This window comes from Sedimentibacter acidaminivorans (assembly GCF_017873955.1).
Classification (GTDB): Bacteria; Bacillota; Clostridia; order Tissierellales; family Sedimentibacteraceae; genus Sedimentibacter; species Sedimentibacter acidaminivorans.
In genome coordinates, this window is the sequence record NZ_JAGGKS010000006.1 from 144346 (window position 1) to 166860 (window position 22515).

19 protein-coding genes and 3 other annotated features are annotated in these 22515 nt (G+C 29.3%); of the genes, 10 read left to right on the forward strand and 9 right to left on the reverse strand.

Annotated features, from left to right (window positions below):
• Window positions 1-121: 121 nt before the first annotated feature.
• From J2Z76_RS10950 to J2Z76_RS10965, 4 genes are all read left to right on the forward strand, one after another.
• Window positions 122-2554 carry an S-layer homology domain-containing protein gene (locus J2Z76_RS10950; protein WP_209512095.1) on the forward strand — a complete coding sequence of 811 codons (2433 nt, stop codon included), beginning with the start codon at window positions 122-124 and terminating at the stop codon, window positions 2552-2554.
• Between the two features lie 171 nt (window positions 2555-2725).
• Window positions 2726-3055, forward strand: coding sequence for a transposase (locus tag J2Z76_RS10955; protein ID WP_209512096.1), 330 nt, complete (start codon window positions 2726-2728; stop codon window positions 3053-3055).
• Between the two features lie 37 nt (window positions 3056-3092).
• The gene (locus tag J2Z76_RS10960; RefSeq protein ID WP_209512097.1) at window positions 3093-3872 is read left to right on the forward strand and encodes an REP-associated tyrosine transposase; all 780 of its coding nucleotides are present in this window, start codon (window positions 3093-3095) and stop codon (window positions 3870-3872) included.
• 246 nt (window positions 3873-4118) lie between these two features.
• Complete coding sequence (locus tag J2Z76_RS10965) at window positions 4119-5492, forward strand: alanine/glycine:cation symporter family protein (RefSeq protein WP_209512098.1); 1374 nt, start codon at window positions 4119-4121, stop codon at window positions 5490-5492.
• 82 nt (window positions 5493-5574) lie between these two features.
• Here the strand turns inward: J2Z76_RS10965 and J2Z76_RS10970 are convergent, their stop codons facing one another.
• The 7 genes from J2Z76_RS10970 to J2Z76_RS11000 form a co-directional block, all read right to left on the reverse strand.
• A complete protein-coding gene (locus J2Z76_RS10970) occupies window positions 5575-6009 on the reverse strand; it encodes a 2-thiouracil desulfurase family protein (RefSeq protein WP_209512099.1) in 435 nt (144 codons plus the stop codon).
• Window positions 5999-7144: an HD-GYP domain-containing protein gene (locus tag J2Z76_RS10975; protein ID WP_209512100.1), complete on the reverse strand. Its 1146-nt coding sequence runs from the start codon at window positions 7142-7144 to the stop codon at window positions 5999-6001. The genes J2Z76_RS10970 and J2Z76_RS10975 overlap by 11 nt, the downstream gene beginning before the upstream one ends.
• An 885-nt stretch (window positions 7145-8029) precedes the next feature.
• The gene (hpf, locus tag J2Z76_RS10980) at window positions 8030-8557 is read right to left on the reverse strand and encodes a ribosome hibernation-promoting factor, HPF/YfiA family (RefSeq protein ID WP_209512101.1); all 528 of its coding nucleotides are present in this window, start codon (window positions 8555-8557) and stop codon (window positions 8030-8032) included.
• Between the two features lie 88 nt (window positions 8558-8645).
• Window positions 8646-9176: a Fe-S-containing hydro-lyase gene (locus J2Z76_RS10985; protein ID WP_209512102.1), complete on the reverse strand. Its 531-nt coding sequence runs from the start codon at window positions 9174-9176 to the stop codon at window positions 8646-8648.
• A gap of 52 nt (window positions 9177-9228) precedes the next feature.
• The gene (locus J2Z76_RS10990; protein WP_209512103.1) at window positions 9229-10074 is read right to left on the reverse strand and encodes a fumarate hydratase; all 846 of its coding nucleotides are present in this window, start codon (window positions 10072-10074) and stop codon (window positions 9229-9231) included.
• A gap of 182 nt (window positions 10075-10256) precedes the next feature.
• Window positions 10257-10745: an HD domain-containing protein gene (locus tag J2Z76_RS10995; protein WP_209512104.1), complete on the reverse strand. Its 489-nt coding sequence runs from the start codon at window positions 10743-10745 to the stop codon at window positions 10257-10259.
• 198 nt (window positions 10746-10943) lie between these two features.
• On the reverse strand, window positions 10944-12437 hold the full coding sequence (locus J2Z76_RS11000; RefSeq protein WP_209512105.1) for a LysM peptidoglycan-binding domain-containing M23 family metallopeptidase: 1494 nt from the start codon (window positions 12435-12437) through the stop codon (window positions 10944-10946).
• A 268-nt stretch (window positions 12438-12705) separates the two neighbouring features.
• Between J2Z76_RS11000 and J2Z76_RS11005 the strand changes: the two genes are divergently transcribed.
• Genes J2Z76_RS11005 through J2Z76_RS11015 form a run of 3 tightly spaced genes read left to right on the forward strand, consistent with a single transcriptional unit; the run spans window position 12706 to window position 16445 of the window.
• Window positions 12706-13809 carry a DnaD domain protein gene (locus J2Z76_RS11005; protein ID WP_209512106.1) on the forward strand — a complete coding sequence of 368 codons (1104 nt, stop codon included), beginning with the start codon at window positions 12706-12708 and terminating at the stop codon, window positions 13807-13809.
• The gene (locus J2Z76_RS11010; protein WP_209512107.1) at window positions 13790-14776 is read left to right on the forward strand and encodes an ATP-binding protein; all 987 of its coding nucleotides are present in this window, start codon (window positions 13790-13792) and stop codon (window positions 14774-14776) included. The genes J2Z76_RS11005 and J2Z76_RS11010 overlap by 20 nt, the downstream gene beginning before the upstream one ends.
• A gap of 43 nt (window positions 14777-14819) precedes the next feature.
• Window positions 14820-16445 (forward strand): putative manganese-dependent inorganic diphosphatase, encoded by a 1626-nt coding sequence (locus tag J2Z76_RS11015; protein ID WP_209512108.1) that lies wholly within the window; start codon window positions 14820-14822, stop codon window positions 16443-16445.
• Window positions 16446-16495: 50 nt separating this feature from the next.
• On the opposite strand, the gene ilvA is transcribed toward J2Z76_RS11015, so the two are convergent.
• Window positions 16496-17725 (reverse strand): threonine ammonia-lyase, encoded by a 1230-nt coding sequence (ilvA, locus tag J2Z76_RS11020; RefSeq protein ID WP_425347564.1) that lies wholly within the window; start codon window positions 17723-17725, stop codon window positions 16496-16498.
• Between the two features lie 56 nt (window positions 17726-17781).
• Window positions 17782-18020: a binding site (T-box leader), on the reverse strand.
• Between the two features lie 124 nt (window positions 18021-18144).
• Window positions 18145-18388: a binding site (T-box leader), on the forward strand.
• A gap of 86 nt (window positions 18389-18474) precedes the next feature.
• Here ilvA and J2Z76_RS11025 point away from each other — a divergent pair.
• The 3 genes from J2Z76_RS11025 (at window position 18475) to ilvB (ending at window position 21882) form a co-directional block, all read left to right on the forward strand.
• Window positions 18475-18711 (forward strand): hypothetical protein, encoded by a 237-nt coding sequence (locus tag J2Z76_RS11025; RefSeq protein ID WP_209512109.1) that lies wholly within the window; start codon window positions 18475-18477, stop codon window positions 18709-18711.
• A gap of 182 nt (window positions 18712-18893) precedes the next feature.
• Window positions 18894-19112 (forward strand) — a binding site (T-box leader).
• Window positions 19113-19170: 58 nt separating this feature from the next.
• Window positions 19171-20211, forward strand: coding sequence for a ketol-acid reductoisomerase (gene ilvC / locus J2Z76_RS11030; RefSeq protein WP_342455038.1), 1041 nt, complete (start codon window positions 19171-19173; stop codon window positions 20209-20211).
• Window positions 20212-20229: 18 nt separating this feature from the next.
• Complete coding sequence (ilvB, locus tag J2Z76_RS11035) at window positions 20230-21882, forward strand: biosynthetic-type acetolactate synthase large subunit (protein WP_209512111.1); 1653 nt, start codon at window positions 20230-20232, stop codon at window positions 21880-21882.
• A gap of 41 nt (window positions 21883-21923) precedes the next feature.
• Here ilvB and J2Z76_RS11040 read toward each other — a convergent pair whose 3' ends face one another.
• Window positions 21924-22475: a putative ABC transporter permease gene (locus J2Z76_RS11040; protein WP_209512112.1), complete on the reverse strand. Its 552-nt coding sequence runs from the start codon at window positions 22473-22475 to the stop codon at window positions 21924-21926.
• Between the last annotated feature and the right edge of the window lie 40 nt (window positions 22476-22515).

Genomic DNA, 22515 nt, shown 5'->3' on the forward strand with positions numbered 1-22515 from the left:
TGTAAGGTTATTGACTACATATTCTCAAGGTGTTATAATAGCTTATCGTTGTGCTAACACAATGAAAGGGTACGGGGACCTAAACACTCGAAAAAACAAAATCCACAGGAGGAAATAAAGAATGAAAAAAGTATTATCACTTGTATTAGTACTAGCAATGGTATTATCAAGCATGAGCTTTGCATTTGCAAGCAACTTGAATGACATAGTTGATAATGATTACGAAGATGCAATCAACACATTGGTTGGTCTTGGTATCGTTGCAGGCTATGAAGATGGAACATTTAGACCAGAAAAAACAATAACAAGAGCAGAAATGGCCAAATTAATGGTTATAACTCTTGGTTATGGCGACTTAGTAGCAGGTTCAAAGAGTAACTTTGCTGATACTCAAGGACACTGGGCAGATGCTTATATAGCTCTAGCTGCTGGAAAAGGAATTGTTCAAGGAGATGGTAATGGTAAATTTAGACCTGACGCTATCGTATCATATGATGAAGCTATAACTATGTTAGTTAGAGGATTAGGTTATACAGATACTTGTAATGAACTTAAGAACATGACATGGCCAACAAACTTCAAAGTAAAAGCTGCAGAATTAAAACTTACTAAAGATGTAACTTTATCTTCTACTGGAGCAGATAGAGGTGGAGTTGCTCAGTTAATAAATAATGCTTTAAAAACTGCTTTAGTAACTGTTAATACAGATGGTGATGTAATAAAAGCTACAACAACAGCTACAAATTCAGATGATGAAGTAGTTACAAAATATGTACTTTTATTAAGCAGATTAGCAACATCAAAAACTATAGCTAAAGTTACACCTGATTATTTAGATGAAGACAGCAAACTTTATGCAGGAAACATAGTTGACTTAGCACCATATATGTATCAAGAAATTGAAGTATATGAAAATGATGATGATGAAGTTGTTTATGTTAATGACGTTGAGTCAGATGTAAAAGTAGGCGAGTTTAGAAATGCTACAGATGATTTAAATAAAGTTAATGTAAGAATAGATGGAAAAAATAAATTGTACACACTTAAAGATTCAGCTGAAACACCTGTTTTCTATAATGGCGTTGAAGTAATTATGAGTGAAAAAGAAATGGAAATAGGAAGAGAAGATGGAGATGCTAGCAAAACTAAAGAAATAGTAGATTTACACAAAGCAGCAGCAACATTTGTATTAAACGACGATGATGAAATAGTTGGAATCGTAGCTGACAAATATACAGAAGCTAGAAGAGTAGGAAATGAATATAATGGAAGAACAAAATTTGAAGGTTTTGCTTTACCATTAGATGATGATGATGAAGTTGACTACACAAAATTAACAGTTACTGGTGAAGTTGATAAATTAGAAGACATTCAAGAAGATGATGTAATAGTATTGTTTGCAGGCGCTGGTGAAGTATCTACGGACGCAGATACAGAAAAGTTAACTATTGAAGTAGTAAGAAATACAGTAGAAGGCAAAATTACTAGAACTAATTCAGATGATGAATTCTATATAGACGGAACTTACTATGCAGCAAGTGTATATGCTGATTATACATTTGAAGTAGGTGAAGAAGGAACATATTTCTTAGATCAAAAAGGTGATTTAGTTGATTTTGAAGAAGATGATGCTGATGAGCCAAAAGATTATGCTGTAATAACAGAATTATTGAATGGTGTAATTTCTGGAACAAGAACTCTTGCAGATGCTGAAATGTCAGTAGTAAATGCAAAAGGCGAAGAAATAACTTATAATTTTGATGAAGATGCAGAAATAACAAATAGTGATGATTTAATAATAACTGAAGATGCTGATAGTATAGATATAAATACGGACTTAAAACAATACCAAGTTATTAAGTACACAGTAAACAGCAAAGGTGACATATCAAAAGTAACAATAGTTGATGATGTGGATACTACAGAAGATGATAAAACAGATATAACTGGAAAATCATATGTTCTTGCAAGTAATGCTGTTATATTTAACCTTGATGGAGATGATGTAGAAGTTGTATCAGCTGATAAATTAGGCGATGAAGTTGTTATATTATCTACAGAAGATAACAAAAATGGTGAAATAGAATTAATGTTCGTTAAAGGTTTAGGTTCTTCAGCAACTTATGCTTATATAGTAGATAAAGGAACTATGTGGAATGATGATGATGATGAGGTTCAAAGTTTAATAGCTTATGTAGATGGAGTTGAAGTATTCTATGAAGCAGACGAATTAAATGTAATAGGTTCTAACTTAGTAGATACAGCTACAATTACTGAATTAGAATTAGATGGTGATATTGTTACAGGTGATGTAGCTACTCATTCAGCTATCGTTACTGATAACATAACAAAAGTTAAGGGTGATAGATTTGAAGCTAATAGTACTTGGTATACATTAGCAGATGACGTAGCAGTATATATCTTAGATGATGGCGAATTTGATTCAGTAGGAGATGCTTCTTCAATTTACTTTGATGCTGAAATAGCTGGATTTGCATTTGATGAAGACAATATTGAAGACAATGTAATAGAAGTATTGTTCATATTTGAATAATATTAAGAAATAAAAAAACACCTTCGGGTGTTTTTTTATTTGAAAATTCAAGAAAACAGGGACGGTTAGGTTAGAGGCGAATTGGACGAAAAAGGGGACGGTTCTTTTTGATTGACAAATCTTTTAAGTTATAGTAAGATGTTTAAAAGATTAAGTTTGGGGGTATAAAGAATGCCGAGACAAGCGAGAATGAAAAGTTCTACAGGAATATACCACATAATGATAAGGGGTATAAATAAGGAACAGATATTTAATAGAGTTGTACATAAAAATAAGATTATAGAAATAATAAAAAACATAAGAGAAGATATAGAATTTGATGTTATAGCTTACTGCATAATGGACAATCATATACATTTATTGATAAAGGCGGATGAAGATAAACTTGAAACATTAATGAAGAAATTGAATATCAAATATGCAATTTATTACAATAAAATAGAAAAAAGGCACAGAAAACAGGGACGGTTCTTTTTGATTGACAAACCTTTGAAGTTATAGTAGAATGTTTAAAAGATTAAGTTTGGGGGTATAAGGAATGCCAAGACAAGCGAGAATAAAAAGTTCTACAGGAATATACCACATAATGATAAGGGGTATAAATAAGGAACGGATATTTAGTAGAGTTGTACATAAAAATAAGATTATAGAAATAATAAAAAACATAAGAGATGATATAGAATTTGATGTTATAGCTTACTGCATAATGGACAATCATTTACATTTATTGATAAAGGCGGATGAAGATAAACTTGAAACATTAATGAAGAAATTGAATATCAAATATGCAATTTATTACAATAAAATAGAAAAAAGGTACGGACATGTATTTCAGGACAGATTTAGAAGTGAAGCAGTAGAAAGTGATAAATATTTGCTAGGCGCATTAAGATACATACACAATAATCCTGTTAAAGCAGGTTTAACAAAGAATATACTAGATTACCCGTGGAGTAGTGCCAAAGATTATAGTAATATGTATTCAGAAATAGTAATTGACAAATATATAAAGGAAATAGCAAATTTATTTAGAAATGAAAATGAATTTTTGTCATTTCATAGCATTAATGATGATAATTTATATATAGATACAAAAGAAGAAGAAAGTGAAAATACTAGAAATATAGTAAATAACTTAATAGAAAAATTTGTAATTGAGTATGGAATAATAGATCAAAGCCAAACAACTATTGATAAAAGAGAAGAACTAGCAGAAAAATTAATTAAATTGAATATTATTTCTTATAGAGAAATAGCTGAGATTTGTAATTTATCATTTTATAAAGTATCGGAAATCGGCAAAAAGTTAAAAGCATAACAACATCAATCAAAAATAACCGTCCCCATTGTCCGATCGTTCCTGGTTAAAAATATATCACAAACGTTATTTAGCATTGTAATAAAAATCTAATTAATAAAATGTTGATATTACAAAATTTAATTAATTAGATAATTTATAATTTTCTATTATTTTACAAAAATTTATATTGCAAAAATATGTTAAAATGATATAATTATATCAAGGCGTGTAAAAACGTTTACAAATATTTTTGGAGGTAAGTAAATGGAATCTTTTGCAAAAATTGTTTCAACAATTGATGGCTGGGTTTGGGGTTGGCCGCTACTTATTTTACTTTTTGGTACTCATCTTTTTTTAACATTCCGACTCAAATTTATCCAGAGACACATTGGTACTGCAATTAAACTTTCGGTAACAAAAGATGAACTAGCTGCTGGTGATGTTAGTCAATTTAGTGCTTTGGCAACTTCGTTAGCTGCAACAATTGGTACAGGAAACATCGTTGGAGTTGCGACAGCAATTGCTCTTGGTGGACCTGGTGCTGTTCTTTGGACATGGCTTACTGGTGTATTTGGTATAGCTACTAAGTATTCTGAATCACTTCTAGCAGTTAAGTACAGAGTTAAAACTGCTGATGGAACTATGGCTGGTGGTCCAATGTATGTACTGGAGTATGGACTCAAAAATAAACCACTTGCAATAACGTTTGCACTTTTTGGAAGTATTGCTGCTTTTGGTATTGGTAATACAGTTCAAGCAAACTCAATATCTACAATGATGTTTAATCAATTTAGTATTCCTACTTGGATAACTGGACTTACTTTAGCTATATTGACTGGTATAGTTATAATAGGTGGAGTTAAAAGAATAGCTAGTGTATGTGATAAGCTTGTTCCATTCATGGCAGTGTTTTATGTTATAGGCTGTATAATAATTTTAGGCATGACATATAAAACAATACCTGCTACTATTGCATTAATTTTTAGATCTGCATTTACTGGTCAAGCTGCTGTTGGAGGATTTGCAGGTTCAACTGTAATGATGGCTGCAAGATTTGGGGTTGCAAGAGGTCTTTTCTCAAACGAGTCTGGTCTTGGTAGTGCTCCTATAGTAGCTGCAGCTGCTCAAACAAGAAACTGTGTTAGACAGGCACTTGTATCTTCTTCAGGTACTTTTTGGGATACAGTTATAGTATGTGCTATAACAGGTATAACTATTATAAATGCTGGTGTTTGGAATCAAGGACTTGATGGTGGAGCATTAACTAATGCTGCGTTTGCAAATATTGGTACTATTGGACCTATAGTTCTTACAATTGGTCTTTTAACATTTGTATTTTCTACAATTCTTGGATGGTCATATTATGGAGAAAAATGCGTTGAATATCTTTTCGGAACAAAAAAAGCAGTATTTCCATATAGAGTATGTTATACAATAGCAATTTTCTTTGGGGCTATAATGTCTTTATCTCTTGTATGGGATTTAGCAGATCTATTCAATGGACTAATGGCAGTTCCTAACTTAATTTCACTAATAGCATTAAGTGGTGTAATAGTAAAAGAAACAAAGGAATATCTATGGGATGATAACCTTGATAAGGTAGATAATGAAGTTATAAAGGAAATAAAAAACAATTAAATTAGTAATAAAAATTTAAAGGCATTTAGTTTTAAACTAAATGCCTTTTTCTTAAATAGCAAACTAAATATTAATGCTATGATTATTTTATGTAGTCTTCATCACTAATTACGTGAATACCGTTCTTTCTAAGTAAACTAGTGGTTATTCCTTCCCCTGGAATAAGTTTTTTGTTAAAGCTTCCATCATAAATAAATTTACTTCCACATGATGGACTTTTTTCTTTTAATATTGCTTTTTTTATTCCATACTTATTTGCAATTTCTAGAACTTTTATTGCTCCTACTTTGAAATTATCTGTTTTGTCTTCTTTATCTATGTTTATTACCTTATCGCCTACTATTTCACATGGAGGGCGAGGTACACTCATTCCACCTAAAACTTCTGGACAAATTATTAATGCTTTACCGTTATCTATTAACTCTTTAGCTTGTTCTAATGTAAATTCTTTTCCGTCATAACGACATTTTTCACCGCATAAGCATGCGCTTATTATATATTCATAACTACTTTCCATCTAAGTCACCTTGTTTTGGATTTGCCTTAGTTATACTATTATAATCTATGTGCCCATATTTATATCCCATACCAGTTATAATTATGTTCATATGTTCATGATCATTTAGTAAATCTATATCTTCACCAATAGTATTATCATCATTGATTATACGAACTAAGGGTCGCATAATATTATCTGAATAATTCTTAACCACAACCGCTATTTTATCATTGCTGAGTTTAACAAAAGTTCCAACTGGATAGGCTACTATATTTTTTAAAAACTTAGATAGTATTTCATAATCGAAGTGTGTATCAGCACAACCCATAATATATTCTATAACCTCACTTGGAAAGCAAGATTTTCTATATGAACGAGTTGAAGTTAATGCATCATATACATCACATACTGATAAGATTTTGCCATAACGATGTATGTTATTGCCTTTTCTACCATATGGGTATCCTGTACCATCAATTTTCTCATGATGGCTCTCTATGCCTCTCAAAACATCTGAAGAAACAAGGTATTGAAGTTGATTAACAGAATTTATAGGGTGAGTTTTCATTATTTCAAACTCTTCTTTAGTTAATTTACCTGGTTTATTAATTATAGAAAGAGGTATAAGCATTTTTCCTATATCGTGCATTAGACCACACATACCTAATTCATGTAGTTCATATTCACTAAATCCAAGCGAAATTCCAGTTGAAATACTTAGAACAGCAACATTAAGACAATGCTGATATGTATAATCATCATAACTTTTAAAATCAATAATATTATTTGATAAACTTTCTTTTGATAATATTTCTGAGATTAATTTATTAACAACAATAGAAATTTGTTTTATAGTTTCAATATCAATTTTACCCATTGTATTTTTAAATTTTTGATAGACATCTTTAATTTGAGATATAGATTCTGATTCTAGTTTTTGGTTTATTTTAGACTCAATAATTAGATCATTAAAAGTATCACTTTTGATATATACTCCTGGAATGTCGTGATATATAATTTTATTTATATATAAATTACTTAGTATTTGCCCTTTTTTTAGCAATATTGTTGTGAAACTATCACCACTATATAAATTAATATCTTTTGCTAAAATCATTCCAGGCTTAAGATATTCCCTAGAAATAAATAACATATTTACTCTCCTATAATATAATTAAATCAAACATTTTACATTATAACATATAAATCAACTTCTTACTACAAATTTCAAATATTTATATATAATGAATTATAAAATACAATACAGTTATATGAAATAAGAAAAATTTAATTATATGGATAAATAATTATTTATTCATATAATTAATATATAAAACAAATCTAAACTTAATATGAAAATAATTATTTATACAATTGAGAAATTTAACTAAATGCATTATTTAAAATTTATTAGGTAATAATTTAATAAAACTTTATGTATGTTAATATATCGTAACAACTAAAGGTAAATAGAAAATTTGTTCCTTTAATATGAATGTTATCCACAGCTGTGGATAGAATTGTTAACAACTTTTAAAGTTGCAAATTGTAACAGTATAGTTTGTCAAGGTTTTTTTATAATTTAGTCAAATTATTTTTCGTTGAAAATTAAATACATATAAAAAGAAAAGTATCAACAGGTTATTAACTATTGTGGACAACTTTTTATTTTTAAAAAAATGAATATTAAGTATAATTATTAGGGATAAATTATTAGGATGATCATGACATCTTTCGACATACATGCACATTTATGTATTATATAATAATATTGTTCTAGAATACATTTGGGGGAAAATGCAATTGATAATAGAATATACTTACTTTTGATCGGTAAACTTAGTAAGGGTAGATTTATTACAATAATGAAATAAGGGAATATTCGGGGGAATATTAGAACGGAAAAAATGATAAAGTATTTAAGTTGACAATTGAAAAACAAAAATACGTAATCATGAGGGTTGATTACGTATTTTTGTTTTTTAGGTAAACAAGTTTATATACATACATACCAAAGGTAATTGGATAATAAGCAATATTAAAATTCTGGCTCAATTAACCCATAGTTGCTATCTTTTCTTTTATATACTACATTTACTTCTTCAGAATCTGCATTTAGAAAAACGAAAAAATTATGTTTTAATAAATCCATTTGTAAAACAGCTTCTTCTATGTTCATGGGTTTAATCGCAAATTTTTTGGTTTTTACTACTTTAAAATCATTATCTTCTTCATCTAATGATTCAAAATTTTCAAATTTTATTGATTCGCTTGAGTGTTTCTTATCTTGTAGTTTTGTTTTATATTTTCTTAATTGTTGTTCCAATGATTCTACTGCTTCGTCTATTGAATTGTACATATCATCTGAAGACTCTTCTACACGTGCTATCCTACCATTGAAAGGAATAGTAACCTCAACTTTCTGATTTTTTCTTTCGATACTAAGTACTACTTTAGCTTCGACATCTGTTTGAAAAAACTTATCAAGTCTTTCAACCTTTTTTATTGTAGCTTCCTTTAATGCTTCTGTGAGTTGCATGTTTTTCCCATAAATATTAACTTTCATGCAATCAACTCCTTTCAAGTTTATTAAATTTGTAATATACTTTAATGATACCCAAAAAAGTATACACTAATCACATAACTAAAAATTATTACCTTACATATAAATTATTACCTTTAGAATCAATGACAACTATTACAGGAAAATCTTCCACATATAATCTTCGAACTGCCTCAGTTCCTAAGTCATCATAGCAAATAATTTCCATGGATTTTATTGATTTAGAAATAAGCGCAGCAGCTCCTCCTATTGCAGCAAAGTAAACTGCCTTATACTTTTTTATGTTATCTATTACTTCAGGGGAACGCAAACCCTTACCTATCATGCCTTTTAACCCTTTTTCCAACAATGGAACAGTGTATGAATCCATTCTGTAGCTAGTTGTTGGCCCAGCAGGACCAATTACATAACCAGGTTTGGCTGGAGCGGGTCCAACATAATAAATAACTTCATTTTTAATGTCGAAGGGGAGTTCTTTGTCATCTTCAATAAGTTGGCACAATCTTTTGTGTGCAGCATCTCTTCCTGTATACATATAACCAGTTAAGAGAACATTATCACCTGTATGTAAGGTTTCAATTATTTCATTATTAAGTGGCAATGTCACCTTTTTTATCTCCATAACTATGTATCTCAACTTTCTTTTATTATTATAGTTTGTTATATTAATTATATTAAATTATTGATGATTTATGCCTGTACGCATGGCAACATATATTAATTGCTACAGGTAAACCTGCAATGTGGGTTGGAAAATATTCTATATGGACCGCTAGCGCTGTAGTTATTCCGCCTAACCCAGCAGGGCCTATATCTAAATTGTTTATCTCTTCTAATAATTCGCTTTCAAGTTTTGAATAATCACCAGATGTATTATGCTGTCCTATTTCGCGCGTTAAAGCTATCTTTGCCAAGTAGGTACATTTTTCAAAGGTACCTCCTATTCCTATACCTATAACAATGGGTGGGCAAGGATTTGGTCCAGCTTTTTTTACTGTTTCAATAACAAAGTTTTTTACTCCCATTACTCCATCTGAAGGTTTAAGCATTTTAATAGCACTCATATTTTCACTTCCAAAACCTTTTGGAGCAACTGTAATTTTAATTTGGCTTCCAGAAACTATATCTGTATGAATTATAGCTGGGGTGTTGTCTTTGGTGTTTGTTCTATGAAATAAGGGATCATCAACTACAGATTTACGTAAATACCCTATGCTATAGGCCTCTCGTACACCTTCATTAACCGATTCATATAGTTTTTTGCCTGTAAGATAAACATCTTGACCTATTTCTAAAAATATTACTGCCATTCCTGTATCTTGACACATGGGTATGCTTTCATTTAATGCAATTTCATCATTTTTTATAATTTGATTTAAAACTGATTTAGAAATGGGATTAGTTTCTAATTCATAGCTTTGATTTAAGATTTTAAAGGTTTCTTCTCCAATATTATAGTTTGATTCTAATAGGAGAGAAGTGACTTTTTCTTTTATTTGTTTAGTATCTATAGTACGCATATGATCTCCTTTTTTACTTATTGTTTATTGTAGTTAACGTATTGAATAAAATGATTACCTACAATTCCTAACAAGGTTGGTAATCTAAAAATGTGGGGTGAGAAATTTAATATTCTGTTACTATTATTAAGTATAATACAAATAAATAAATAAAAAAAGATGTTTTTTAACATCTAATTTTACTAATCTGCATTGAATGCATGTATTTTTCTTTTTGTAATTTTCTTAAAATTTGAATAATACTCCATTGTAGCAATGTACTTATCACTATAGCTAACAATCCATGCTTCTTTTGACTTTGGTAAACCAAATGGGAACATGTGACCCTTTATTATGTTTTTTTCTTTATCATTTAAATCAAAATATTTTTTTGAATTTTCTAATGCAATAAGCGGGTGAGTAATAGCGTGTTTGATTGAATCGGTAATTATTCTAGGACTTAAACTCTTTTTAAATTTATATAGAAAAAAGTCATGTAACAAGGCCCCTCTAATCGTAGATACCCAGTCTAAATTATTCTTGTAGGCTATTTGATATGAGCTGTATGCCACTTTAACTGAATGTTCATAAACACTTTCATCATGATGCTTTATATATTTCATTTGTTGATATTCTTTATGTTCAATAATCGGACGAGCAATTTCCATAAATCTATAATCATAAAATTCCATCTAATCATCCTAACTTTAATTTTTTATAATACTACTACATGTTATTATAATTTTAATCAAAATGCAAGTTAAAATTCAATTAAAATTATGTTTAGAATAACATAATTTGGGGTACAATCATTACAAGCTTAGGATTATGATATTATAGACATAAAAAAATCATGGAAGTTAATCCATGATCTATATGAACTTTATATTTTATCTATATTGTACCCCAATATAACTTGCGGGATTGACTACATTACCATATTTTCTTACTTCAAAATGTACGTGTGGACCAGATGTAACACCGGTCATACCAACTAAACCGATTATTTTACCTTGATAAACTTTTTCGCCTGTAGTTACATAAAGTGTACTACAATGTGCGTATCTTGTTGTAAATCCGCCTCCATGGTCTATTTCTACCATTTTACCATAACTTCCTGAATATCCTGCAAAGGTTACAGTTCCTCCATCTGCAGCTTTTATTGAAGATCCATAAGCCTTAGCCATGTCTTGACCTAAATGAAAACCTCCGCTTCTTGATCCAAAGCGAGATGAAATTGTTGAACCAGGTAATGGATTAATGAAAAATCCTGTACCTTTTTTTGGTGGTGGATCTTGAGTACCTGTAATAATAACTTCAGTTTTAGGTTTTTCTATAACTTTCTCTGAAATAACATCTTTAGCTATTTGTATACCGTTTTGTTCAGTAACGATAGCTTCTATTTCTGATAGACCATATTCTCCTGATGTATCAACTGTTTCTTCATCATTATACATATATGATACGTATTCATACTTTGTTTCATAGTCGATTTTTTCTTCTTTTTTTACTTTTCTTTTAACTTGGACATTTACAAAAGGGTGTGGAACTACTAAATTTAATTCATCACCAATTTGTATTAAATTTGGATCAGATGAAGGGTTAGCTGATATTAAATCATCAAGCGACATATTGAAGTACTCTGCAATAGTCCAATAAGTATCTCCTTCTTCTACTGTATATTTCTCTTCTTTGTTTGTTCCTTTAATTATGTAGTTTTCAATATCTTCTGGGTTTTGAAGATCTGAATTTGCAACCTTAACTTGTTCTATCTTAACATCTTCAGCTGTATTAATTTCTATTATACTTTCAGTTTCAATATCATTAGTAAAATATGATTTAACGCCATCAATTACATTTTGCGCATCTTTTTCTGTTTCAACAATTCCTATGCTTTTACCATTAATTTTAATTGAATAAGCTAAAAGGGAGTAATTGATTTTTGATTTAATTACACCATATAAATCTTCTGTTGATGTAATTTCTGAGTCTTTAGCTTTTGAAGGTATTTCTTCAAATTTGTTTTCTATAACTATATCATGTTTAGATCTATCTTCTATATCTGCTTCTATCTTTTTAATTGTGGGTCCTATTATATTATGCTGCCTTACTTTACAAATTTCATTTCCATCTACTAATATGGAATAACTTTCTGTGGAAAACACGTTATTTTCATGAGTCTCTAAATAATTTATAGAGTAAGATGCACTTAAAACTAATGCAGTTGCACAAATAAGTGAAATAGTTCCTCTTATCTGATCTTTAAAATTAGAATTAATGGCTGCTATACCTTGTCTAATTTTTTCTTCAGGTAACTTTTTAAAAATTTCATTAGTTTTTTTCTTGTTTAATTTTTCAATTAACGGTCTAATTAATTTTTCCATAGCATACTTCCTTATTTTGTTTTTCGTTTGTCAATTTATTATATACAATAAAACAAAAATGTAATTTTCATTTTGAGGAAATGATGTTATAATAAATATTAGTTTGATATTATGTTAGTTAAAATTTAATCATCTTGTAACATTATATTATAACTACTAAACTCTGTCAACAAAATTACAGAAAAATGTTTTCACAAAATCATAATAACTTTATTACAAATATATTACAAACATATTACAACATATTATTTACAAAAAGGAGTAAAATATGAATTTTATTTTACAGGAACAGAAAATTGATTTAGGAGATACCCCTATTGAAAATATATTTATAACTGATTACATGCCTATAGCAGATGGAACTTATGTAAAGGTCTATCTTTTAGGGTACAAATATGCGAAAGATAAACAAGGAAATTTTAATAATGAAACAATTGCAAGAAACCTTAAAATCCCATTGTCTGATGTATTGAATGCTTGGATTTACTGGGAAAATGAAGGGATTATTGTTAGACGGGACATCGAGGATGAGTATAATTATATAGTCGAGTTTGTTAATCTTAAGCAATTGTATATAGATAATGTATATAAGCACATTTCAAATTCTCCTGTTGAAAAGGATGATTATATTGATAATGATGAGTTAATAAACTCTAATAGGAATGCAGATAACAAAAAAATGATGGAAGAAATTGAAGAAATGTTTGGAAGACCTGTTAAGATTAATGAAAAACAGAAAATTGTATCATGGATGAACAATTATAAAATGAAACCTGAAATTATGACACAAGCTTTTAGTTATTGTATTAATAACAAAAAGATAAAGAAGTTTAGCTATATAGAATCTGTTGTTTCTTCTTGGTATGATGAAGGTGTTTGCGATGTTGAGTCAATGGTTGAATATTTGGAAAAGAGAAATGATAGGTTTTCTGTTTATTCTAGGATAAGTAAATCTCTAGGTTTTAACAATCGAATATTAACAGAAGCTGAAATGAAAACAATAGATAAATGGATTGATGAAATGAATTTTTCCATGGAAATGATTTTAAAGTGCCTGGAGAATTCAACTAAAATATCTAACCCTAACATAAACTACTTTGATAGTATTTTGAATAAATGGCATAAAAAAGGTTATAAAACTATAGAAGATTTAAAAAATGATAAAAAAGAAACAAAAAGTGATGAAAATAAAAAAATTAAACAAATACCTAAAACAAATAAGTTTCATAATTTTGAACAAAAAATTAAGAATTATTCTGAGCAAGAACTAGAACAGATTGTCAAAAAAAGGCTTAATAAAAAATTAGATAAATTTGGGCTTTCAACGTCTGGTGAAGAAGAGGGTGTAAAAGTTGAAAAAGCAAATAATTGAAAATATTATGACTAATTATAATAAAAAAAGGCTTAAAGCTGCAAAGGATGCTGAAGTTAGACAAGAAGAACTATATGAAAGAGTACCTAATTTTGAAAATACAGATAAACAAATAAAGCTTTTAAGTATAAAATTATCAAAATTAATATTGTCTAATAATGAAAATATGAATAAAGAAGTAATAAAATTGCGTGAAAATATAGAGAATTTTAAAAGAGAAAAGAAAGAAATGTTGAAAAAATATAGTATTCCTGAAAATTTTTTAGAATATGATTATGAATGTAAGAAATGTAATGATACGGGATATACAACTGATGGAAAGAGGTGTAAGTGCTTTAATAAACAAATTATTAATTATTTATATAAAATGTCTAATATAGTTCATATGTTAAATAAAGAAAATTTTGATAATTTCGATATAAACGTATTTAGTAATGAACCATATAATAACGAAATATATACACCTAAACAAAATATGTACAATATATTGGAAACCTGTGAGGATTTTTGTAATAATTTTGATAGAGTTAATATGAATTTACTCTTTTATGGTGGGACTGGTTTAGGAAAAACTTTTATGTGTAATTGTATAGCTAAAGCTCTTATAGATTCAGAAAAGACGGTTTTGTATCAAACAGCATTTAATTTATTTGAAATTTTAGAAAATCATAAATTTAATAGAGTAAATGAAACAGAAGAAAATAGAATCAATTATAATTTAATGTTTGAAAGTGAGCTTCTTATTATTGATGATTTAGGTACAGAGTTTAATAATTCATTTACTAATGCAGAGCTATTCAATATTATTAATGAAAGACTAATTTCTGATAAAAAAACAATAATTTCTACTAATTTATCCCTAGAGCAGTTGGCAGAAACATATTCTGATAGAATAATGTCTAGAGTTTTTAATAACTATATTGCACATAAATTTTATGGTAAAGATTTAAGATGGGAAGCTAGATAAACCAATTAACAAAATATGAAATAAATTAAAGGATAAAATAATTATGAAACACAATTTAATTTTTGGACATAAAACGCCTGATACAGATAGTGTGTGTTCAGCAATAACGCTTGCTAATTTAAAAAATAAACTAAATGAGAAGTCAAAACCATATATATTGGGTAAAATCAATAAAGAAACAGATTTTGTACTTAAATATTTCAATGTAGATGTTCCGGAAGAATTAGATAATGTTAAGGTTCAAATTAAAGATTTAAACTATGATAAGATCATACCTTTTAAAGCTGAACAATCTATTCATTTCGCTTATTTTTTCATGAACGAAAATAAGTTGAGAACATTACCTATTGTAGATGATGAAAATAATCTTGTAGGTATTATAACAATGAAGGATATTGCGATGAGTTTGATTAATACAGATCAAAAAAATTTAAATACTTCCTATGATAATATTATTGAAACACTTTTAGGTAAGGAAATTATAAGGTTTGATGAACTAATAGATGGAAAAATTACAGTAGCGGCATTTGAAGAAAAAACTCTAAGGCGGGCCGATGTATTAAATAATAACTCTATTGTTATCGTAGGCGATAGATATGATATAATTAAATATGCTATAGAAATTGGTGTAAAACTTATAATAGTAACTGGTGATTTAAATGTTCCGCATGATTTAGTCAAAATGGCTTTTCAAAACAAAGTTAATATTATTAGGACTCCGTATAATACTTATCATACTGCAAGGAATATAGGGTTATCTAAATATGTAAATTACACTATGAAATCAGAAAACTTAATGTGTTTTAAAGAGGATGATTACATTGATGATTGTAAAGAGGACATAGAAAATTCTAAGCATTCTAAGTTCCCTATTATATCTGCGGATAAAAAGTATTTAGGGTTACTTAGTAGAGGTCATCTTATTAATCCTTCAAAGAAAAAAGTGATATTAGTAGATCACAATGAGCTAGGACAAAGTGCTAATGGAATCGAGGAAGCTGAGATTTTAGAAGTAATAGACCATCATAAAATCGGCGATATAAAAACGGCAATACCTATTAGTTTTAGAAACATTCCATTAGGAAGTACAAATACAATTATTTATAATATGTACAAAGAAAATAATATTGAAATAGATAAAAATATAGCTGGTCTTATGCTATCAGGAATAATTTCAGATACCATGCTTTTAAAATCACCTACTTCAACAGATAAAGATAGAGCTGCAGTTGAAGAACTTGTAAATATAGTAGGAATAAATTTACATGAATATTCTATGGAAATGTTTAAAGTTGGGACATCTTTAAAATCAAAAACAATAGAGGAAATTATTTACCAAGATTTTAAAAAATTTAACTTAGAATATAAAAGTGTTGGTATTTCACAAGTATTTACAATGGATATAAATGAAATAATGAATAAAAAAAGCGATTATATAAGGTTAATCGATAAAATTACAGGAGATAAAGATTATTATGTATTTATAATGGCTGTGACTGATATTGTAAATGAAGGTTCATATATTTTTTATACTTCAACTAAAGAAAAGTTGGTAAGTACTATATTTAAAAAAGAGGATGTTTATGAAGGAATATATGTGGATAAATGCGTATCAAGGAAAAAACAAATTGTTCCAAGTGTAATAAATGCTATTAGAACAATAGGGTAATGACAAGAGAACAATTGTAACTAATTGTTCTCTTATCACCTTAATATTTCTTAATAAATTCTTTTTATATGGAAATTGTCTTTTTTTAAGAGCGCTAATATTTGATTTATATGTTTTTCGCCATTAGTTTCAACTGTTACTTCAAGTTGAACATTCATATATCTATCCATTGCCTTGAATTGATTGTGTTCAAGCTTTATAACATTTGCACTAGCTTCAGCTAATATTTGAGAAATTTTCATTAATTGTCCTGGGGTATCAGGCAGATCCACAGAGAAACAAAAAATTCTACCTCTTGATACGAGTCCCTTGTTTATTAAGGAAGAGATTGTGAGAACATCAATGTTGCCTCCACTGACTATACATGCAACTTTTTTGTTTTTTATGTTTAATTTTTTTAATGCTGCTAGAGGTAAAATTCCAGAAGTTTCTGCTATGAGTTTATGTTTTTCTACAAGCATTAATAAAGCTTCAGTCATATCTTCTTCTGTTACTTCAATTATTCCGTCTACATATTTATTAACTATACTGTATGTTAAGTCACCTGGTCTTTTTACAGCTACACCTTCTGCAGTTGTTTTACAACAATCTAATTCTACAATATGTCCTTTGTGAAGGGATGTTTTCATAGTAAGTGCTCCTGATGGTTCGACTCCTGTAACTCGAATTGAAGGCTTTAGACTTTTTGCTATAAGTGCAATTCCACTTATTAATCCACCACCACCAACAGGAACCAATATTTCATCGATATCTGGTAGTTTTTCAATTATTTCAAGACCAACTGTACCTTGTCCACAGATTACATCATAATCATCAAAAGCATGTACGAAGGTATATCCTTTTTCTTTTGATAATCTTAAAGCTTCTTTGTATGATTCGTCATACACATTTCCATGTATAACAACCTCAGAACCATACGAACGTGTTCCTTCGACTTTGATAAGCGGAGTAACACTTGGCATAACTATAACTGATTTTATACCTGATTTTTGTGCTGACAGAGCAACACCTTGAGCATGGTTTCCTGCAGAAGAAGTTACGACTCCTCTTGTCTTTTCTTCTTCTGTTAAATTTGCAATTTTATTATAAGCACCTCTTACTTTAAATGAGCCTGTAACTTGTAAGCTTTCAGGTTTAATATAAACATCATTACCATATTCCTTGCTAAAAAAATCGCTGTATATTAAGTCTGTTTTTTTAATAGTTCCTTTAAGATTCTTTGCGGCCTTTCTTATTTTTTCTTCATGATTCATATTTTCAAAATCAAATTTATTTGACATTATAGTTCCTCCATTAATAGTTTTATTTTGGGCATAAAGAAAGCGGGTCTTCTTCCTTAAAGGACGAGAAAACCCGCGGTACCACCTTAGTTGTGTAAAACACCTCTTTATCTGTTCAAATAAACATAGGCATTTTAACGGTGCCAAACGCAATTTCTTAGTTAATATTTTTTTGTTATATATTATTCAGAAATGCTCTCAGGAGTGATATGTGAATAATTATACTGCTGTTTTACACCAATCAACAGCTCTCTGTAAGTATATATAATACACCCGTCTCCGTCAATGAAATAGCTTTTTAAATTTGTTTATGATTGTATATCGAAAAAATAAGTTTGTCAATAAAAATTTTATTATTATTTTTAATAAAAAGTTGTTGACAAAGAAATCAGATTTATGTATACTGATACAAAGTAAATCAAAAAGCTTTGACGGAGACAAAAATATCCGAAATAACTTTAGAGAGCCGATGTTTGGTGAAAATCGGTGTTAGAGGGTATAAAATGATCACTCCAGAGCTTCCAAGTCGAAATAGAGTAGATGAGGCCGTATTCCTGCGTTATAAGGATAGAGTTCAAAAAACAATGTTTTTTCGACTTGAATGAGGCGATATTTTTTTATCGTAAAATAGGGTGGTACCACGAAAGACCTTTCGTCCCTATATATATGTATATCATGTATATAGAGATGAGGGGTCTTGATTTTTTGTATGAAAAAAACTGTAAAAATAATATTGGGAGGTAAATAAAGTGTGTAAAGTAGTTAGTTTTAAAGTATCAAGTGGCATGGATTCAGCAGTTAGAGTTTTAACAACACTAAGAAGAAAGCAATTCGACATCAGGGGTTTTTCTATGATAGAGATTGATTCAAATAAATCTGAATTTAAGGTAACTTTATTTGACGAGAAGAATTTAGGTTTGGATAGAGCAATACTTCAAATGAAAAAACTTGTAGATGTTTATGATGTAATGGAAGTTCAGCAATAATATCATAACAAACGGTTGCTTTATAACAACAATGGGCATATATTGTTTTTAATATAAAGACATCATACATTATGGGAATACAGATATACAAAAATTGAATAATGAAAAAAAAGGGACATTTTTAGAAAAGTTGTCTTGACAAAACACATTTGTGTAACTATAATAAGAAAAATATATTTTATTATAAAGCTATGATGGAGAATAAAGATACAGATATAATTTTCAAGAGAGTCAGCGTTGGTGAGAGCTGATATATTAATTTGTATGAATAACTCGGCTCCGGAGCACTCTGCTGATATTATTTTAATTTTGAAGCAGAGCACAGACCTGTGTTAATGGTCAATGAGGCGGTTTTACCGCGAAGTAGGGTGGTACCACGGATAACAACTTCTGTCCCTATATATAAATTATTTTATATATAGAGATAGAAGTTTTTTTATATCTAAAATAAATAAAACTATAAAATTTTCTAGGAGGAAAAAGAAGATGGGAACAATGTATTATGATAAGGATGCAGATTTAAAATTATTAGAAGGAAAAAAAGTAGCCATAGTAGGTTATGGAAGCCAAGGTCACGCACATGCTTTAAATTTAAAAGAAAGTGGAGTAGAAGTTGTAGTTGGGTTGAAAGAAGGAAGTAAGTCTATAGCAAAGGCAGAATCTGTTGGATTAACTGTTAAAAGTGTATCCGAGGCAGCCAAAGAAGCTGATATAATAATGATATTAGCACCTGATACAGCTCAAAAACAAATATATGATGAGTGCATAGCTCCAAATTTAGAGGAAGGTAATGCTATAGCTTTTGCACATGGATTTAATATTCATTTCAAACAAATAGTACCACCTGCAAATGTAGATGTATTTATGGTTGCACCAAAAGGACCTGGTCATTTAGTTAGAAGAACATATAGAGATGGTAAAGGAGTTCCGGATGTATTTGCTATTCACCAAGATTATACAGGAAAATGTAAAGACATAGCTTTAGCATATGCAAAGGGAATTGGTGGAACTAGAGCAGGTGTTATAGAAACAACATTTAAGGAAGAAACGGAAACAGACTTATTTGGAGAACAAGCTGTACTCTGTGGCGGTGTTACAGAACTTATTAAAGCGGGTTTTGACACATTGGTTGAAGCTGGATATCAACCAGAAATAGCATATTTCGAATGCTTACATGAAATGAAGCTTATCGTAGATTTAATTTATGACGGTGGTTTTGAAAATATGAGATATTCTGTATCAGATACTGCTGAGTATGGGGATTACATGATAGGTAAAAGAATAATAAATGATGATACAAGAAAAGAAATGAAGAAAGTTCTTTCAGAAATTCAAACTGGTCGTTTTGCAAGCAATTGGATTTCAGAAAACCAAGCAGGTAAACCTATGTATCATGCAATTAAGAGTATGGAGTTAGAGCATCCAATAATAGAAACAGGTAAGAAGTTAAGGGGCATGATGACTTGGATAAGTAACAATGCTCAAGATGATGAAAAATAATTAAGAAAAGGTGAAGATATGAAGCTATCAGGCTCACAAATAATTTTAAAAATATTAAGAGAAAAAGGAATAGACACTTTGTTTGGATATCCAGGTGGTGCAGTGATACCATTCTTTGATGCTCTGTATGATGAGCTTGATTACTTTAAAATGTATAGACCAGCTCATGAGCAAAATGGTGTTCATGCAGCCGATGGATATGCTAGAAGCACAGGTAAATTAGGTGTTTTTGTAGCAACATCAGGTCCAGGTGCAACAAATACTATAACAGGTATTGCAAATGCATATATGGATTCTACACCATTGTTGGTGATTTCTGGACAGGTTGCAAATACGCTAATTGGGAAAGATTCGTTTCAAGAAGTTGATATTACTGGAATAACATTATCCATTACAAAACATAATTATTTAGTAAGGAAGATTGAAAATTTAGAAGATGTAATTAGAGAAGCAATTGATGTTGCTGTTAATGGAAGACCTGGGCCAGTTTTAGTTGATATACCTAAGGATGTGTTTGTAAGTCAATATGAGTATAAAGGAAAACCAAGAAAATATGATGGTGATATACTTGTACCAGATGAAGATAGAATTAAAAAAGCGGTTGAGTTAATAAATGAAGCTAAAAAACCAATTATATATGCGGGAGGTGGAATTAGAATATCTAAAAATGATGACCTTTTGTTACAATTAGCACAAAAGGCTGGTATTCCAGTTGCAAATAGTTTTATGGGACTTGGAACAATTCCAAGGCGCAATGATTTGTCTCTTGGCTTTGTAGGAATGCATGGATTCAAAGAAACCAATATGGCAGTTACAAATTGTGACTTGTTAATAGCTATTGGAGCTAGATTTAGTGATAGAGTCATTGGAAATCCTAATAAATTTGCACCAAGCGCTAAAATAATACACATAGATATAGATTCTACAGAGGTAGATAAAAATACTTCTCAGTGTATACCATTGATTGGAGATATGAAGGATATTTTAATTAAGCTTATAGAAAATGTAGATAAAAAAGACAGAATTAATTGGTTAAATGAAATAATATCTTGTAAAGTAAAATATGATATAGAGGGACAATTTGTTCCAGAAAATATATTAGGTTATATTAATAAGGTATATGATGAAAATGCAATTGTAGTGACTGATGTAGGGCAACATCAAATGTGGACGGGACAATTTTGGAAATTCAATAAATCAAATGAGTTCATAACGTCTGGTGGACTTGGAACTATGGGATTTGGATTTGGAGCTGCTATTGGTGCTAAGATAGGAAATCCAAATAAAAAGACTATATTTATAACTGGTGATGGAAGTTTTAGAATGTCTTGTGAAGAGCTTGTTACAATTTCAAAATATAAGATTCCTGTAATAATTATTATGTTGAATAACAATACTCTTGGCATGGTTAGACAGTGGCAAAGGATGTTTAGCCAAGCAAGGTATTCAGAAACAGATAATTATGATGATGTAAATTATCAAAAACTTGTTGAAGCTTATGGTATAAAAGGTTACAAAGCAGAATCACTTATCGAGCTTAGTGACATACTAGAAGAAACATGTAATATTGATGAAGCAATTTTTATAGAATGTAAAGTTAACCCAGAATGCAGTGTTTATCCAATTGTGCCTCCTGGCAGATCAATAGATGAACTCTTATTAAAAGGGTGATATATATTGTTGTGGTGCGTATACAATGCGCACCACATATATTATAATATTATATTATTAAAGTGAAAAAATTTACGTAAATTATAGGATGAATTTATTATAATAATTGAAATAGATAATGAAACTATAAAGTATGCTACTGTTTCGGAAATAGATAAGACAATTATTTCAATTATGGGGTGTATAAAACTTGAAAGAACAATTGCAACTATTCCCCACATCAGAGAAAATTCTAAACATATATAGGAATGCAGATTAAAATAGTTTTTGCTATAATCCCACATTTTATGATGAAAAACTCTATCAAGAGTAAAACCTACCACATATTCAAAAAATGTTACCACTACTATTGAGCTTATTGTAGCTGTAAGTATAGCGATAAACCTATTAGTTAATGAAATTTCAGATATTGTGAATAATTGAATTATAACAATTCCACATAAACCATATAATGGACAAAAGTAATTTGTTAAAAATCCTTCTCTTCTTGTTTTCTTTTTATTTATTATAGTACCAAATGTGCTTTCTAAAATAAATCCTCCAAACCCATATATTAAAAAAAACATTATAAAATATATTAAACTATATTGCATATTTTAAATCTCCTTTACTGATACTTTTGCTGTCTTTGTT